Below are 16119 nucleotides of genomic sequence, written 5' to 3' on the forward strand. Positions count from 1 at the left end.
CGCTTCTCTTAGTGGCGACCCTACTCATCCCGCCAACATTTTCCAACATAAAATTCATCTTTCAGCGCTCTGCCCGGAAAAAAGCGCCCAGGCAGCGAATTCGGCCGGAAAGGTCGGGAATTTGCTGGACCATGCTGGCGCCGCCCCGTTCCAGCAGGGCAGCCACATCGTTTTCCTGTCCGGCGCCGATTTCTAGGAATGCCGCGCCGCCAGGCACCAGGACGCGTTTCAGGTCGGCCGCAATGCGGCGGTAGGCGGCAAGGCCATCGGCGCCTCCGTCGAGGGCGCCGACGGGATCGAACACCGCCACCTCGGGTTCGAGACCGTCGATATCGCCGCTTGGAATGTAGGGCGGATTGGACACGATCAGGTCCATTGCGCCATCGGGCAATTCCGCCGACCAGTCGCCTATGGCAAATGAAGCCCGCGCCGACAGGCCAAGCGCCGCGGCATTGGCGCGCGCCACGTCCAACGCAGCATCGCTGATGTCGATGCCCAGGCCGCCATCCCCGGGCCGCTCGTGCAGCAGCGCGAGCAGGATACAGCCGCTGCCGGTTCCCAGGTCGGCGATCCGCGCAGCAGGCCGCTCCTCAAGCCAGTCCAGCGCCGCGCCCACCAGGGTCTCCGTGTCGGGACGCGGATCCAGCACCGGCGCCGCCACGGCAAAGTCGAGCCCCCAGAACTCCCGCCGGCCCAGAATGCGCGACACGGGTTCGCGGGCGACACGCCGGTCGATCATGGCGCGGTAAGCATCGGCGGCCGGGTCATCGACAGTCCGTTCCGGATAGGCCATGAGTGCCTCGCGCCGCTCACCGGTCGCCGCGCACAGCAGCAGGGCCGCATCCAGCGCCGCCGACGCCACGCCCGCCGCGGCCAGGCGCGCCCGTCCGGACCGCTGCAGGTCGCCAAGGGTCGCGCCGGTGTCGGTCACTCAGAAATCTCCGGCAGTCTCCATGGCCGCAAGCCGCTCGGCCTGGTCCTCGGATATCAGCGCATCGATCAGCTCGTCGAGCCCCTGCCCCTGCATGATCAGGTCAAGCTTGTAGAGGGTCAGGTTGATACGGTGATCGGTGATGCGGTTCTGCGGAAAATTGTAGGTGCGGATGCGCTCGGACCGGTCGCCGCTGCCCACCTGGGTGCGGCGCGCATCCGAACGCTCGGCATCGAGCTGCGCCCGTTCGTGGTCGTACAGCCGGGCGCGCAGGATCTTGAGCGCCTTGGCCTTGTTCTTGTGCTGCGATTTCTCGTCCTGCTGCGACACGACGATGCCGGTCGGCAGATGGGTGATGCGTACCGCGCTTTCCGTGGTGTTGACGTGCTGGCCGCCGGCGCCAGAGGCACGGAATACGTCGATGCGGATGTCCTTGTCCTCGATAACGATGTCGACTTCCTCGGCTTCAGGGAGCACCGCGACGGTAGCAGCCGACGTATGGATACGGCCGCCGGCCTCGGTCACCGGCACGCGCTGGACACGGTGGACGCCGGATTCGAATTTCAGCCGCGCATAGACGTTCTTGCCGTTCACCGAGACGATGATTTCCTTGTAGCCGCCGACGCTGGACTCGCTGGCCGACATCAGGTCGATCTTCCAGCCGTGCAAATCGGCATGCCGCTGATACATCCGGAAGAGATCGCCAGCAAACAACGCCGCCTCGTCGCCGCCGGTTCCGGCCCGGATTTCCAGGATGACATCCTTGCCGTCATCGGCATCCTTGGGCAACAGACGAAGCTGCAGGTCGCGCTCGACCTCCGGCAGCCTTGTGTTGAGTTCGCGCAGCTCCTCTTCGGCCAGCGCCTTCATCTCGGCGTCGCTGTCCGGATCGCGGATCAGCTCGCCCAGAGAGTCGATTTCCTCGCGGATGCGGCGCAATTCGCGTGCACCCACCACCACTTCGGTCAGTTCGGAATATTCGCGCGAAAGCTTGGTATAGGCCTCGCCTGTCAGATTGCCGGCATCCGCCATCTGCGCCTCGAGCCCCTCGAAGCGGTTGATGAGCTGCCGCACCCGTTCCTGCGAAAAGCCGGCCATCAGTTCCCGCCCAGCCGGGCGACGACCTCGTCCATCGACACTTCGGTCTGTTCGCCCGTGTCCAGGTCGCGTACCGCGACAGCGCCCCGGGCCAGTTCGTCGCCGCCGACCAGCACGGCAATGCACGCATTGATTTTGTTGGCCTGCTTCATGCGCTTGCCCACATTGCCGCGGAACCCCAGGTCGGCCTTCACGCCGGCGCGGCGCAGTTGCTGCGTCAGCACCAGTGCCGCGGCGTCTCCGTCGTCACCCACGGGGATGACGGAGACAGGCCGCTCGGGCGCCGGCGGTTCGTCGAGCAGCATCACCAGCCGCTCGATGCCGCAGCCCCAGCCGATGCCCGCCGTGGACGGTCCGCCCATATATTCGATCAGGTGGTCGTAGCGGCCACCGCCGATGACCGCGCTCTGCGCGCCCAGCAGCGTGGTGGTGAATTCGAACGCCGTGTGCGTGTAATAGTCGAAACCGCGCACCAGCCGGTCGTTGACGGTGTAGTCCTGCCCCAGCGCGTCGAGACCGTCCTTCACCTTCCGGAAAAAGTCCTTCGACGTCTGGTTGAGGTAATCGCCCATCTGCGGCGCGTTGGCGACAATCTTGCGGTCGCCCTCGTCCTTGGAATCGAGGATGCGCAACGGATTGCGCTTCAGCCGCATGCGGCTGTCCTCGCTGAGATTTGCCTCGTGGCCGGAGAAATACTCGACCAGCACGTCGCGATAGGCGGTGCGGCTTTCCGTGTCACCGAGCGTGTTCAGCTCCAGCGTCACCTTGTCACGGACGCCGAGGAGTTCGAGCAGGTGCGCGCCGAGCGCGATCACCTCGATGTCGGCCTGCGGCTCGGCTACACCCAGCACCTCGATGTCGAGCTGATGGAACTGGCGCAGCCGGCCCTTCTGGGGCCGTTCGTGGCGAAACATGGGGCCATAGGCATAGAACTTCAGCGGCAGATGCTGCGCCAGCCCACCGGAGATGAAGGCCCGGGCGATACCGGCGGTGGGCTCCGGCCGCAGCGACAGGCTGTCGCCGCCGCGATCCTGGAACGTGTACATCTCCTTGGTGACCACGTCGGTGGTCTCGCCCAGCGACCGGTCGAATACCTCGGTAAACTCGAAGATCGGCGTATCGATCTGGCCATAGCCGTAGCGCTCGGCCAGATCGCGGAAGGTGGCGATCACGTACTGGTGCTTGCGTGCCTCATCAGGCAACAGGTCATGGGTCCCGCGGACGGGTTGCAGCTTTGCCACTTCGGGGCTCCGGTAAGGGTCGCTACGAGGCCTCGGCGAGGGCAGCGGCACGCTCGATCTTGAGCTCGGCCGCCTTCTTCTCGACCAGGTCGACAATGTGCTCGACCATGTTCTCGTCGTTGATCTTGTGGTCGGTGACGCCCGACAGATAGATCATGTGGTTGCCGCTGCCGCCACCGGTCAGGCCGATGTCGGTTTCGCGGGCCTCGCCCGGACCGTTGACGACACAGCCGATGATCGACAGCGTCAGATGGGTGTCGATATGGGCCAGCCGCTTCTCCAGCGTCTCGACGGTCTTGATCACCTGGAACGCCTGCCGCGCGCAGGACGGGCATGAGATGATCGACACGCCGCGATGGCGCAGGCCCAGGCTCTTCAGCATCTCGAAGCCGACCTTCACTTCCTCGACCGGTTCGGCCGAGAGCGAGACGCGGATGGTGTCGCCGATGCCGGCCCAGAGCAGCATGCCCATGCCGATCGACGATTTGACGGTGCCGGTCATCAGGCCGCCGGCTTCGGTGATGCCGAGATGCAGCGGGTAATCGCAGGCTTCGGCCAGACCCTGATAGGCCGCCACGGCAAGGAATACGTCCGATGCCTTGACCGAAATCTTGAACTCGCGGAAGTCGGCATCCTCGAGCACCTTGGCGTGATTCAGGGCGCTCTCGACCATGGCCTCGGGGCATGGCTCGCCATACCGCTCCAGCAACTCCCGTTCCAGCGAGCCGGCATTGACGCCGATGCGCATGGAGCAATTATGGTCCTTGGCGGCCCTGACCACCTCGCGCACCCGGTCCATGGAACCGATATTGCCCGGATTGATCCGCAGGCACGATGCGCCGGCTTCGGCGGCTTCGATGGCGCGCTTGTAGTGAAAATGGATGTCCGCGACGATCGGGACGTTCACTTCCTTGATAATATGCTTCAGCGCCGCCGTTGATTCCTCGTCGGGGCACGAAATGCGCACGATATCGGCACCGGCCTTCTCAAGGCCCAGCACCTGCTCGATGGTGCCCTTGATGTCCGTGGTGCGGGTATTGGTCATCGACTGGACGGCGATGGGTGCGTCGCCGCCGATCGGCACGTTGCCGACGTGAATCTGGCGCGACTTGCGGCGTTCGATATGTCTGTAAGCGCGGACGGTCATGTTGATCAGTGATCCCGTGGCAGTTGGCTGGGCTTATACCCCAAGGCCCCCCCGATGTCAGCCTGACAGTTGGGGCGATCCGGACGGAAGTCTACTGGTCCTGGGTGATCGCCGACAACTGCCCCTGATAGGTGGCCGGCGCCTCAGACTTGGTAAACGACGGATCCTGCGACAACTCCCATGCGACGCAAATGCCCAACGCCAGCAGCACCGCCACGATCAGCAGCGACAGTTTGGGCATGGCGTTTTCCTGCGCGATGCTCCACATGCTGCCGCGATGGCGCGGATCTTCATAGGCGCGGCGCACCTGGGCAACCGCCGTGGGAATGTCGATCCCGAGAGCGGAGCCGCCGAGAAATTCGGCATAGGACCGCAGGAATCCAACGGCATAGGCGACGGGCAGTTCCTTGATTTCTCCGTATTCCAGCGCTTCGACGTAGTCGGCGCGGAATTTCAGCACCTCGGCAACGTCCTCGATGGACAAGCCGCGCGCCTCGCGTGTGTGCCGCAGACGCTCGCCGAGTTCGGCCGCCGCATCCATGGCGCCGGGCTTGCGGTCCTTGATGGAAACCACATTGCTACGCTGATGCCGAACAGAGGGGAGGGCCTCGCCATTCTCGTCAACAATCAGGAGCCCCCGCCCCGACTCTTCGACCTCGATTTCCGGCTCCGCACCCGCTTTGCGCGCGGGCCGTATCAGATTGAGCACCGAGTGTGTATCCACCTTAGTTCGCGCTGTTCCCGGGAAATCACAGTCAAGAAGATTCGATAACTCAAAGGGTAACGAGTTCCGGAGGGGTATTCAACGGCCATGGCTGCAGGTAATTACAATTCCACGCCGTGATCCCGGGCAAAATTCGTCAATTTGCTCCGTAAGCTATGGTCGGGCAGCTGGAGCAGGGTCATCAGGTAGGCACGGAGCTTGCCGACATCGAGACTGCGGATCATTTCCTTGACCGGTCCAACCGACGCCGGCGTCATGGACAGGCTGCGCAGACCGAGTCCGATCAGCGCCATCGCCTCCAGGGGCTTGCCCGCCGCCTCGCCGCACAGCGAGACGCTGACCCCGCCCTTCCCCAGCCTGTCGATGATCGCGGACAGGAACGACAGCGCCGCCGGCGACAACAGGTCATAGCGGTCGGTCAGCATGATGTTGCCGCGGTCGGCGGCGAACAGGTACTGCATCAGGTCATTGCTGCCGATGGACACGAAGTCGACATGCGGGATCAGCGCGTCGAGTTGCCAGGCCAGCGCCGGCACTTCCAGCATGGTGCCGACCAGCAGCCTGGTCGGCGGCTGGTACTTCAGGCGCATGTGCCGGCCGAGCTCGCGGTCGAGAATCGACTTGGCGGCAAGGAACTCCGAGACGTCGCTGACCATCGGAAACATGACCCGCAACTCGCGCCCTGCGGTGGCCGCCAGCAATGCGCGCAACTGGTAGCGGAGCAATGCGGGCCGGTCGAGGCCCATGCGGATCGCCCGCCATCCGAGCGCCGGGTTCTCTTCCTTGGGCCGCTCCAGGAACGGCACCACCTTGTCGCTGCCGATGTCCAGGGTGCGGAAGACCACCGGCCTGTCGCCGGCCGCGTCGAGCACCCGGCTGTACAGCTCGCGCTGCGCCACGTGGCGCGGAAAGGTCGAGCCGATCATGAACTGGAATTCGGTGCGGAACAGGCCGATGCCCTGGGCGCCGGTATCGTCCAGATGCGGCAGATCGACCAGCAGACCGGCATTGATGTGCAGCGCCATGTCGACGCCGTCCCGGGTGATCGCCGGCAGGTGGCGGTGTTCGGCGTAGGCCGCCCGCCGCTGCTCGCGCAGCGCGATGGCCTCCTCGTAGACGTCGACGATGTCCTGGGTGGGAAGCAGGAAGACCTGCTCGGTCATGGCGTCGATGATGATCTGGTCACCCGGATCGACCAGCCCCACGATGCCTTCTATCTGGCCGATTACCGGAATGCCCAGCGCCTTGGCGATGATCGCCACATGCGCGCTGGGCGATCCTTCGGCCAGGATCAGGCCGCGCAGCCTGGCGCGGTCGTAATCGAGCAATTCCGTGGGGCCAAGGTTGCGCGCGACAACAATGGTGTTGTCATAGAGTTCAGCCACCGCTCCCTGTTCCAGCCCCATCAGATGGCGGATCAGCCGGTTTGCCAGGTCATCCAGGTCGGAGAGCCGCTCGCGCAGGTAGACATCGCTCACCTTGGCCATGCGCACCCGGTTGTCGACCTGGACACGCTGCACCGCCGCCTCGGCGGTCAGGCCGCCGCGGATGGCATCGCGGATCTTTTCGATCCATCCCCGGTCGTTGGCGAACATGCGGTAGGTCTCGAGCACCTCGAAGTGATCGCCCTCGATTCCCAGGTCCGAATTTTCCAGCAGGGAGTCCAGCGACGAGCGCAGGCCGCCCAGCGCCTCATCGAGGCGCGCCTGCTCCTCGGCCTCGTCCTCGGCGATCAGCCGCGTCACCTGCACCCTCGGCTCATGCAGCACGACCTTGCCGATGGCAATGCCCTCTGCCAGCGCCACGCCGTCGATCTTCGGCGGATGGCCCTGGGCGAAGGTGCCGGCATGGACCTCGCCGGGATCGATCAACTCGCCGGAGCCGACCAGCTCGGCCAGCACCATGGCCACGGTCTGCAGCGCCTCGACCTCTTCCTCGGTGTAGAGGCGCTGGGTGACGTTCTGCACTGCGAGCACACCGAGTACGCGTCCGGCGCGGATCACCGGCACGCCCATCAGCGAATGGTAGATGTCCTCGCCCGTCTCCGGCCGGTAGGCGAAATTGGGATGGGACTGGGCGTCGGCCAGGTTGAGCGGCGTGCCGCGCGCCGCCACTTCGCCGATAAGGCCCTCGCCCACCCGCAGATTGGTCTTGTGGACCGCTTGCGGATTCAGGCCGACGGTGGCGAATAGTTCAAGGATGTCGCCCGCGCGCACCAGATAGATGGAGCACACCTCCGCGACCATGTTGTTGGCGATCACCCGCACCATCTGGTCCAGCTTCAGCTGCGGCGACTCCGGCGAGGCCATCACCTCGCGCATGCGCCGCAGCAGCAATCTGGGGCCAGCTGGGTTGAGGGGCGCCGTAGGCATGACTACCGGCCTGCCAGATGCGCGGCAGCCTGATCGACAAGTTCGGCAAGGATATCGGCGGTCGGCTGCTCGGCCGTGACCATGCCAACGCTCTGGCCAGCCATCAGCGAGCCGTTCTCCACGTCGCCATCGATCACCGCGCGGCGCAGGGCACCGGCCCAGTAATGCTCGATCTCGAGCTGGGCGGCCTGCTGATCCAGCTCGCCCGCATGAAAGCGATCGATCACGATCCGCTGGGTATCCATGAACTGATCGGTGGCCGCGTTGGCAAGGGCGCGCACCGGTATGACCGGAAAACGCTTGTCGAGCTGCACCGACGGCATGGCGTCGCGGGCATTGGCCCGGATGAACGCCTTCTTGAATGCCGGATGGGCGACGCATTCGGTCGCGCAGACGAAGCGGGTGCCAAGCTGCACGCCGCTGGCGCCCATTTCCAGATACATGGCCATGGCCTCGCCGCGGCCGATGCCGCCAGCCACGAACACCGGGACGTCCCTGATATGGGGCAGGATTTCCTGCGCGAGGACGGCCGTGCTGACCGGCCCGATATGGCCGCCGGCTTCGCTGCCTTCGATGACCAGGGCGTCGACGCCGCTGCGCACCAGCTTCTTGGCAAAACCGAGCGCCGGCGCGAAGCAGATGAGCTTGGCGCCATACGCCTTGACGGCTTCGATGGCCTTGCCCGGCGGCAAACCGCCGGCCAGAACCACATGCCCCACATTCTGTTCGCGGCAGACCCCGATCAGATCCTCCAGCGCCGGATGCATGGTGATCAGGTTCACACCGAACGGCCGGTCGGTCAAAGCGCGTGTTTCGCGTATCTCCCGCTCAAGCAGTTCAGGGGTCATGGAACCGCAGGCGATCACGCCGAAGCCGCCTGCATTTGAAATGGCGGACACCAGGTGCCGCTCGGACACCCATGTCATGGCGCCGCCGAGAACTGCATAACGCGCACCGAGGAATTCACACCCCCGGCGCCACAGCTCGTCGAGACGTGCCTTCCCCCGCGTGTCTGTCATGTGATCAGGTCGCGTCGAGCTGGTAGGCCGAGTGGAGCGAGCGTAACGCCAGTTCGGTGTATTTCGCGGCAATCAACACACTGATCTTGATCTCCGAGGTGGAAATCACCTGAATGTTGATGCCCTCATTCGCCAGTGCCGCGAACATGCGGCTGGCGATGCCCGCGTGGCTGCGCATGCCGACGCCGATGACCGACACTTTCACCACGTCGCTGTCCGTACTGACCGCCCTGTAACCGAGCGTGTCCTTCAGGCCCTCGATCACCTTGACCGAACGGGTCAGATCGGCGCGCGGCACCGTGAATGTCAGGTCCGTAGTCTGGCCGTCGGCCGCCATGTTCTGGACGATCATGTCCACGTTGATGCTCGCCTCCGCAAGCGGACCGAAGATCGAGGCCGACACGCCGGGCCGGTCTGGCACGCCTTGCACGGTGATCTTGGCTTCGTCGCTGGTATAGGCAATTCCGCTGATATCTGCTTGTTCCACGATTTCTTCCTCGTCGACAACCATCGTGCCGGGTTCATCCGAAAAGCTGGAGCATACATGCACCGGCACCTTGAAGCGCATGGCGAGTTCGACGGAGCGGGTCTGCAGGACCTTGGCGCCCAACGAGGCCATTTCCAGCATTTCTTCGTAAGTGATCTTATCGAGCTTGCGGGCCTTCGTAACGATCCGGGGATCGGTGGTGTAGACGCCGTCCACGTCGGTATAGATATCGCAGCGATCCGCCTTGAGCGCCGCAGCGAACGCGACCGCCGTGGTGTCCGAGCCGCCGCGGCCCAGAGTGGCGATGCGGCCGTCTGCAGACAGTCCCTGGAAACCGGCGATGACGGCAACCTGGCCGGCGTCGAGGCGCTTCTCCAGTTCAGCCGTCTCGATTTCCAGGATACGGGCCGAACCGTGCGCCATGGACGTACGGACAGGCAGTTGCCAGCCCAGCCAGGATCGCGCGTCGACGCCCATGTTCTGCAGGGTGAGCGCCAGCAGACCACTGGTCACCTGTTCGCCTGTCGCCACCACCGAGTCGTATTCCCGGGAATCGTACAGGGTCGAGGACTCCGACACCCACGAGACGAGCTGGTTCGTCACGCCCGACATGGCGGACACCACCACGACTACCTGGTCGCCGGCATCGACCGCCTGCTTGACCTTTTTTGCCACGTTGCGGATCCGATCCAGATCCGCCACCGACGTTCCGCCGAATTTCTTGACGATCCGCGCCATCGTCCCTCGCACTAGAGTGTTGTTTATCTGGAGGCCGACGCGCCGCTATACAGGAATGCCGCTTGCCCTCACAAAAGCGGCCCTTACATACTCGGTCACCAACGGCAGCGCAAGCTGCGCAGGGAGGCGGAATCCTTGGCCAAAGCCAATTCTACCAGTATCGACGCCGATGAGGTCGCCCGCTTCGAGGCCATGGCTGAATCATGGTGGGACCCCACCGGACCGTTCAAGCCGCTGCACCGGTTCAACCCGGCGCGGCTGCTCTTCATCCGCGAACAGGCGGTGCGCTATTGGCGCCGCGACCCGGCGACCCTCAGGCCGCTGGACGGCCTTGCGGTGGTCGATATCGGCTGCGGCGGCGGCCTGATCAGCGAACCGCTGGCGCGCATGGGCGCCAGCGTTACCGGCATCGATCCGTCCACGAAAAACATCGGCACGGCGCGCGTGCATGCCGCCCAAGGCGGCCTGGATATCGACTATCGCGCGACCACCGCCGAAGAACTGGCCGCCTCCGGCGCGCGGTTCGACATGGTGATGAATCTGGAAGTGGTCGAGCACGTGGCCGATGTGGAAGGCTTTCTGGCGGCGTCCGGCAGCCTGCTGAAGCCCGGCGGCCTGATGATCTGCGCCACGCTCAATCGGACCCTCAAGAGCCTCGCCATGGCCAAGATCGGCGCCGAATATGTGCTGCGCTGGCTGCCGCGCGGCACCCACGACTGGCAGAAGTTCCTGACGCCGGCCGAACTGTCGCGCGCCATCCGCCGCGCCGGCCTTTCGGTCACGGCGCTGCAGGGTGTCAGCTATCTGCCCTTCAGGGATGAGTGGGCGCTGAGCGGCGACACCGGCGTGAATTACATGGTCGTGGCGGTCAAGCCGGCCGCTTAGGCGTCGCTGCGCGGCAGCCAGGGGATCGCGACGATGTCGATGCCCTCGTCGCGCAGCTCCTCGGCTTCGTCCTCGGTCGTCTCGCCGTAAATGCCGCGATCGTCGGCCTTGCCGGAATGGATCTTGCGGGCCTCGTCGGCGAAATCGGTGCCGACATAATCACAATTGTCCTCGACCTTGCGGCGAATCTCCATGAACACACGGCGTACTTCTGCGGCGATCTGGGCGCTGCTGGGCTGCGCATGGTCGCGGCGCACCGAGACATTGGGCGCCATGATGGCCTTGCCCACGTCGGCGCCTGAGCACATCGGGCACTGGATATCGCCCGAGCCGGCCTGTACGTCATAGGTGGCGCTGTCGGCGAACCAGCCTTCGAACTGGTGTTCGCAGCCGCGGCATCTGAGTTCGTATTTGATCATCTGTCTTTCGCCACGCTCGTCTGTCCACTCAACATGTTTGCGAAACCATCGGAGTTCAATGTTTTGTTGCAGTTCCGCTAGGCACGGCGCCGCCGGGGCGCTAGTGATGAGCCCACCATGAACACACGCCTGCAGCAGACCCCCAGCCCCTGGGTTGTCCAACACACGGAGCGCCTCGCGCCCGGCACCGACGTTCTCGACCTGGCGTGCGGATCGGGACGCCACACCCGCTTTTTACTGGAGCGCGGCTTTCGGGTCATGGCGGTCGATCTCAATATTTCGGGCATCGACGACCTGTCGGGCCACCCGGGCCTGGCCATGCTGGAAGCGGATCTCGAAAATGGGCCCTGGCCGCTGGGCAATGCCCAGTTCGGCGGCGTGATCGTCACCAATTATCTGTGGCGGCTGCTGTTCCCGCGCATCCGCGACGCGGTCGCGCCGGGCGGTGTAGTGATCTACGAGACCTTCGCCACCGGCAACGAGCAATACGGCAAGCCGTCCAATCCCGACTTCCTGCTGCGCGACGGCGAGTTGATGGACTGGTTCGGCGACTGGCAGGTGTCCGGCTTCGACCAGACCTATACCGACATCCCCAAGCCCGCCATCATCCAGCACATCTGCGCGGTGAAGCCGTCCGCCTGATCTATGCGCCCAGCGCGTAATCCCGGTCGTGGTTCAGCGACGGCACCTTGCCGCGCGCCTCGGCCACCTTGGCCGGGTCGATGCGGGCGGTGACGATGCCCACATCACCGCCGCCATCGGCGATGATCTCGCCCCAGGGATCGATGATCAGCGAATGGCCGAATGTCTGGCGGCCGTTCTGATGGGTGCCGGTCTGGGCGGCGGCGAACACGAAGCAGCCAGTTTCGATGGCGCGGGCGCGCAGCAACACATGCCAGTGCGCCTCGCCGGTCACCTTGGTAAAGGCCGCCGGAACACAGATGAAATCGGCGCCCGCCTTGGCCAGCGCCCGGTAGAGATGCGGGAAGCGCAAATCGTAGCAGATGGTCAGGCCCAGCCTGCCCCAGGGCAGGTCCGCCACCACGGCACGCTCACCCGGCTGGTAATTCTTCGATTCCCGGTAGGTCTCGCCGCCCGGCAGGTCGACGTCGAACATGTGGATCTTGTCGTAGGTCGCCTTGATGGCCCCGGACGGATCGATCAGGAAGGACCGGTTGGCGATCTTGGTATCGGACAGCCTGATCGGCAGCGACCCGGTATGAATCCAGATACCAAGACTGTCCGCCAAGCCCCTGAATGCCTTGAGGGCTTCATCCTCGTCCTGGGGCTTGACCTGGGCGAAGACCAGCTTCGAACGGGTCTCCATCAGGGATACGGTCTCGGGGAGCATGACCAGATCGGCACCCGCCCCCTGGGCGGCGCGGATCATCTCGCTGACGCTCGCAACATTCGGCGCGACCTGGTTGCCCGACGTGGTCTGAACCAGCGCGACGTTGAACGGCTCGCCCATCAGGCGGCCAGCCACTTGTCGAGTTCGCCGCGCGCCTCGAGTTCGAATAATTCATCGCACCCGCCGACATGGCGGCCGTTAATGAAAATCTGCGGCACGGTATGGCTGCCCCCTGCCTTTTGCCTCATCTCTTCGCGCAGCGATGGATTCATGTCGACACCGATCTCATTGAATTCAGTGCCTTTTTCCTTCAACAACCGCTTGGCGCGGGCGCAATAGCCGCAGAACGCCGAGGTGTAGATAATGATGTCAGCCATGGGCAACTCCTGTCCGTCTTACCCTATATAGCCGCCTGGTCCGGCAGCGCAACTCGTGCCAGCGTCAGGACGTCAACCCGCCCGGCACCTGCACTGCGCAGCGCCCGGGCGCAATGGCCCACCGTGGCGCCGGTGGTCAGCACGTCATCGACCAGCACGACCCGGCGGCCCTTGACCATATTCCCGTAACGCGGCGACAGGGCAAAGGCTCCCCGCACGTTCCGCGAGCGCTCCTTGCGGCCAAGGGCGCCCTGGCTGGGCGTGCGGCGAATACGGCTCAACAGATCGGGGACAAAGTCAGGCCCGCCGGGCCTGGCGATGTGGCGGGCAAGGATCGCCGACTGGTTGAAGCGGCGCGCCAGCAGCCGGGTCCAGTGCAGCGGCACCGGTGCGATGATGTCGGCCTCGTCAAGGAGTTCGCGCCCGGCACGGGCCATCCAGCGGGCAAACACCGGGGCGGTATCGAGCCGGTCGCCGTGTTTGAAGCGCAGCACCAGGCTCCGGCTGAAATCGTCATAGACCATCACGGACCGGGCGCGGTCGAAGGCGGGCCGGTCAGTCAGGCACTGCAGGCAGAGTGCATCGCCGCCGGCATCGAATTCCAGCGAGACGCCGCAGCAGGCGCAATAGGGCGCGCCGATGAACCGCACCTGGCCCCAGCAGGCCGGACACAGCTGGGCATGGTCCTGGACCAGCACGGCGCAAACGGGACATTGCGGCGGGAAGACCGCATCGAGCACGTGACGTCCGAACTGCGAAACAGTCCCCAGCATGGCGCCAGTCTATCAGACTTTCCGGGGGACGGCAGGCGTGCCATATACGCCTGATGAGCACCGCCATGCAGATTTTCGACCGTCCGCTCGTGCGCCAACGCCGCGACCAGCGGGCATCCGGTTTCGCCGGATACCAGTTTCTCAAGGCCGAGGTGGCGGACCGGATCGCCGACCGGCTGCTCGACATCAACCGCCCCTTCCCCGTCGCGCTCGATTTGGGCTGCCACACCGGCGCCCTGGGACGGCTGCTGGCGGCGCGGCCCGACGTGGAGACGCTGGTCTCGGCTGATCTGTCTCCCCGCATGGCGGCGCAGGCCCCGGGGCTGCGGGCCGCGGCCGATGAAGAATTGCTGCCCTTTGCCGAGGAATCGTTCAACCTGGCGGTGTCGGCACTGTCGCTGCACTGGGTGAACGACCTGCCCGGCGCCCTGATCCAGCTCAACCGCACGCTCAAGCCCGATGGCCTGTTCCTGGCCGCCATGCTGGGCGGCGACACCCTGACCGAGTTGCGCCAGGCCATGATGCAGGCTGAACTGGCGGTGGAGCCCGGCGTGGCGCCGCGGGTCTCGCCGTTCGCCGACATTCGCGATGCCGGCGGCCTGCTGCAGCGGGCCGGCTTCGCGCTGCCGGTGGCCGATGTGGAGCGGATCACCGTGGACTACGCCGACGCCTTCAGCCTGATGCGGGATCTCCAGGGGATGGCCGAGACCAACGCGGTGCTGGAGCGACACAAGGCGCCATTGAAGCGCCGGACATTGTTCGCTGCCGTCGAGGCCTATCACGACCTGTTCGCCCGGCGCGACGGACGCATTCCGGCGACCTTCGACGTGGTCTTCCTGACCGGCTGGGCACCCCATGAAAGTCAGCAGAAGCCACTGGCGCCCGGCAGTGCTACAATGCGCCTTGCTCAGGTTCTGGGCACGAAAGAACACACGGCAGGGGAAAAAGCCCCGCCACGGCCTTGGAAACGCCCCTAACGGCACCGATGTAGGTTAAGTGAACAACGACAGAGGGTTAGGTGCGACATGCATGGAAAGAAGATCAAGTCCTGGATCGCGATCGCGGACAGCGCCAAGGCGCGAATTTATGCCACATCCGGACCGGGATTGAAGCTCACGCTGGTTAACGAACTGGATTCCGAGGCTGCTCGCCGCCTGACCCAGGAACTGGTGTCCGACAAGCCCGGCCGAAGTTTTGCAAGCGCGAGTTCCCGTCGCTCGAGCATGGAACCGCACAGCGATCCGCAATCCATCGAAAAGCACAAATTCGTCAAGGATCTGGTCGGCTATCTTGATGCCGCCGCCCTCAAGGGTAAATTCGACGACCTGTTTCTGGTGGCCGCCCCGCGGACATTGGGAGAAATCCGCAAGCTGTCCAACGGCCACATCGGCTCGCGCGTGCGCGCCGAACTGGGCAAGGACCTCACCAACATACCCGAGCCCGAGCTTCCCAAGCACCTGGAGGGACTCGACATCGGCAAGCAACCACTGGGAAGCTAGCGGGCGCGCATCACGCCTTCGGGCAGGGGCGACCACAGGACGGCGCGTATGCCGGCATCGGCCAGTCTGCGATTCGTCCACTGATTGCATGTCATGAACATGCTGTAAGCCCCTGCTCCCTCATAGAAATTGTCTCTTCGACCGTAGCCCTTTCCGGGCAGGATACGAACGGGCCCTGGCGCAAAGCCCGACCTGATGCCGCGGACCAGCCTCGCATACTGGTCCGCGGATACGGTCAGCCGGATGGCATTCGGCCGGCGCGACGGCCACTCGACGACATGCATCAGCGCCGGCTGCCACAGCAGCGACTTCACGCCCACAACCAGACTGAAGTCGGCCCAGGTCGGCGTGCGCAGATAGAAATCCCGCTCGCCCCAGCCGAACGCCAGATATGCCGTGTCCGGATGGGTCACCAGGCCCTCGATCCGCCAGTCCTTGACCGGATGGACAACGGGCACCGCGACATCCACGTGGACGTCGTTCGACCATAGAAATATCTCAATGCCATCAGGCGTTTCAGCGACATCACTATTGACCGGAATGAACATCCCGACGCTGGCAACGGCCCAGTACAGCAGCACGGCGCCAGCGAGACCGCCCAGCAGGCGGACCAGCCAGCGCCGCAGGATCACAACAGATCCCGCAGCATGGCCACCAGCGGGACATCGGCGGGCGGCATGGGATAGTCGGACAGCCTGGTGACACGCACCCATTTCAGCGCGGTATGCTCGCGCGCCATGACCGTGCCCTCCCATTTCCGGCAGACAAACAAGGGCATCAGCAGGTGGAATTTTTCGTAAGTATGCGAGGCGAAGGTGAACGGCGCCAGACAACTTGCCCAGGTCTGGATGCCCAGCTCTTCCTCGAGTTCCCGGATCAGCGCCGCCTCGGGCGTTTCTCCCGGCTCGACCTTGCCGCCTGGAAACTCCCACAAGCCCGCCATGGACTTGCCTTCCGGACGCTGGGCGATCAGCACACGTCCGTCCACATCCACCAGCGCGACAGCGGCCACGAGGACGATGGGCCTGGAATTGATCGGGTTGGGGTCGCTCACGTGG

General features: G+C 64.7%; 18 protein-coding genes. 4 read left to right on the forward strand and 14 right to left on the reverse strand.

Going from position 1 to position 16119, the window contains the following annotated elements; translation table 11 throughout:
• Positions 1–61: 61 nt before the first annotated feature.
• From prmC to WJU21_RS04270, 8 genes are all read right to left on the reverse strand, one after another.
• Positions 62–931, reverse strand: a complete 870-nt coding sequence (gene prmC, locus WJU21_RS04235; RefSeq protein ID WP_346322131.1) for a peptide chain release factor N(5)-glutamine methyltransferase — start codon at positions 929–931, stop codon at positions 62–64.
• Positions 932–2029, reverse strand: a complete 1098-nt coding sequence (prfA, locus tag WJU21_RS04240; protein WP_346322132.1) for a peptide chain release factor 1 — start codon at positions 2027–2029, stop codon at positions 932–934. It abuts the gene before it with no gap.
• Positions 2029–3270: a histidine--tRNA ligase gene (gene hisS / locus WJU21_RS04245; RefSeq protein WP_346322133.1), complete on the reverse strand. Its 1242-nt coding sequence runs from the start codon at positions 3268–3270 to the stop codon at positions 2029–2031. The genes prfA and hisS overlap by 1 nt, the downstream gene beginning before the upstream one ends.
• Positions 3271–3292: 22 nt before the next feature.
• Entirely contained in the window at positions 3293–4417 is a 1125-nt protein-coding gene (gene ispG, locus WJU21_RS04250) for a flavodoxin-dependent (E)-4-hydroxy-3-methylbut-2-enyl-diphosphate synthase (protein WP_346322134.1), read from the reverse strand.
• Between the two features lie 91 nt (positions 4418–4508).
• Positions 4509–4991, reverse strand: a complete 483-nt coding sequence (locus WJU21_RS04255) for a helix-turn-helix transcriptional regulator (protein WP_346322135.1) — start codon at positions 4989–4991, stop codon at positions 4509–4511.
• A gap of 251 nt (positions 4992–5242) precedes the next feature.
• The gene (gene ptsP, locus WJU21_RS04260; protein ID WP_346322136.1) at positions 5243–7513 is read right to left on the reverse strand and encodes a phosphoenolpyruvate--protein phosphotransferase; all 2271 of its coding nucleotides are present in this window, start codon (positions 7511–7513) and stop codon (positions 5243–5245) included.
• Positions 7514–7515: 2 nt separating this feature from the next.
• Complete coding sequence (locus tag WJU21_RS04265) at positions 7516–8532, reverse strand: nitronate monooxygenase family protein (protein ID WP_346322137.1); 1017 nt, start codon at positions 8530–8532, stop codon at positions 7516–7518.
• 4 nt (positions 8533–8536) lie between these two features.
• Entirely contained in the window at positions 8537–9757 is a 1221-nt protein-coding gene (locus WJU21_RS04270) for an aspartate kinase (RefSeq protein ID WP_346322138.1), read from the reverse strand.
• A 135-nt stretch (positions 9758–9892) separates the two neighbouring features.
• Between WJU21_RS04270 and ubiG the strand changes: the two genes are divergently transcribed.
• The gene (gene ubiG, locus WJU21_RS04275) at positions 9893–10642 is read left to right on the forward strand and encodes a bifunctional 2-polyprenyl-6-hydroxyphenol methylase/3-demethylubiquinol 3-O-methyltransferase UbiG (RefSeq protein WP_346322139.1); all 750 of its coding nucleotides are present in this window, start codon (positions 9893–9895) and stop codon (positions 10640–10642) included.
• Here ubiG and WJU21_RS04280 read toward each other — a convergent pair.
• Positions 10639–11061, reverse strand: a complete 423-nt coding sequence (locus WJU21_RS04280; protein WP_346322140.1) for a DUF1178 family protein — start codon at positions 11059–11061, stop codon at positions 10639–10641. The genes ubiG and WJU21_RS04280 overlap by 4 nt on opposite strands.
• Positions 11062–11178: 117 nt before the next feature.
• Here WJU21_RS04280 and WJU21_RS04285 point away from each other — a divergent pair, with 117 nt between their 5' ends.
• Positions 11179–11703, forward strand: a complete 525-nt coding sequence (locus tag WJU21_RS04285) for a class I SAM-dependent methyltransferase (RefSeq protein ID WP_346322141.1) — start codon at positions 11179–11181, stop codon at positions 11701–11703.
• 1 nt (position 11704) lies between these two features.
• Here the strand turns inward: WJU21_RS04285 and WJU21_RS04290 are convergent, their stop codons facing one another.
• From WJU21_RS04290 to WJU21_RS04300, 3 genes are read right to left on the reverse strand one after another with little or no spacing between them, the layout of a single operon-like run.
• Positions 11705–12532, reverse strand: a complete 828-nt coding sequence (locus WJU21_RS04290; RefSeq protein ID WP_346322450.1) for a carbon-nitrogen hydrolase family protein — start codon at positions 12530–12532, stop codon at positions 11705–11707.
• Complete coding sequence (grxC, locus tag WJU21_RS04295; protein ID WP_346322142.1) at positions 12532–12789, reverse strand: glutaredoxin 3; 258 nt, start codon at positions 12787–12789, stop codon at positions 12532–12534. Before grxC ends, WJU21_RS04290 begins: the two co-directional genes overlap by 1 nt.
• 23 nt (positions 12790–12812) lie before the next feature.
• Positions 12813–13562 carry a ComF family protein gene (locus tag WJU21_RS04300; protein ID WP_346322143.1) on the reverse strand — a complete coding sequence of 250 codons (750 nt, stop codon included), beginning with the start codon at positions 13560–13562 and terminating at the stop codon, positions 12813–12815.
• A 53-nt stretch (positions 13563–13615) separates the two neighbouring features.
• Between WJU21_RS04300 and WJU21_RS04305 the strand changes: the two genes are divergently transcribed.
• Both WJU21_RS04305 and WJU21_RS04310 read left to right on the forward strand, forming a co-directional pair.
• Complete coding sequence (locus WJU21_RS04305; RefSeq protein ID WP_346322144.1) at positions 13616–14539, forward strand: methyltransferase domain-containing protein; 924 nt, start codon at positions 13616–13618, stop codon at positions 14537–14539.
• 48 nt (positions 14540–14587) lie between these two features.
• The gene (locus WJU21_RS04310; RefSeq protein ID WP_346322145.1) at positions 14588–15061 is read left to right on the forward strand and encodes a host attachment protein; all 474 of its coding nucleotides are present in this window, start codon (positions 14588–14590) and stop codon (positions 15059–15061) included.
• Here the strand turns inward: WJU21_RS04310 and WJU21_RS04315 are convergent.
• Positions 15058–15693, reverse strand: a complete 636-nt coding sequence (locus WJU21_RS04315) for a TIGR02117 family protein (RefSeq protein ID WP_346322146.1) — start codon at positions 15691–15693, stop codon at positions 15058–15060. The two genes, WJU21_RS04310 and WJU21_RS04315, sit on opposite strands and share 4 nt — an antisense overlap.
• Positions 15690–16115 carry an 8-oxo-dGTP diphosphatase MutT gene (gene mutT / locus WJU21_RS04320; protein ID WP_346322147.1) on the reverse strand — a complete coding sequence of 142 codons (426 nt, stop codon included), beginning with the start codon at positions 16113–16115 and terminating at the stop codon, positions 15690–15692. The genes WJU21_RS04315 and mutT overlap by 4 nt, the downstream gene beginning before the upstream one ends.
• Positions 16116–16119: the final 4 nt, after the last annotated feature.

The sequence above is a fragment of the Emcibacter sp. SYSU 3D8 genome, assembly GCF_039655875.1.
GTDB lineage: Bacteria > Pseudomonadota > Alphaproteobacteria > SMXS01 > SMXS01 > RI-34.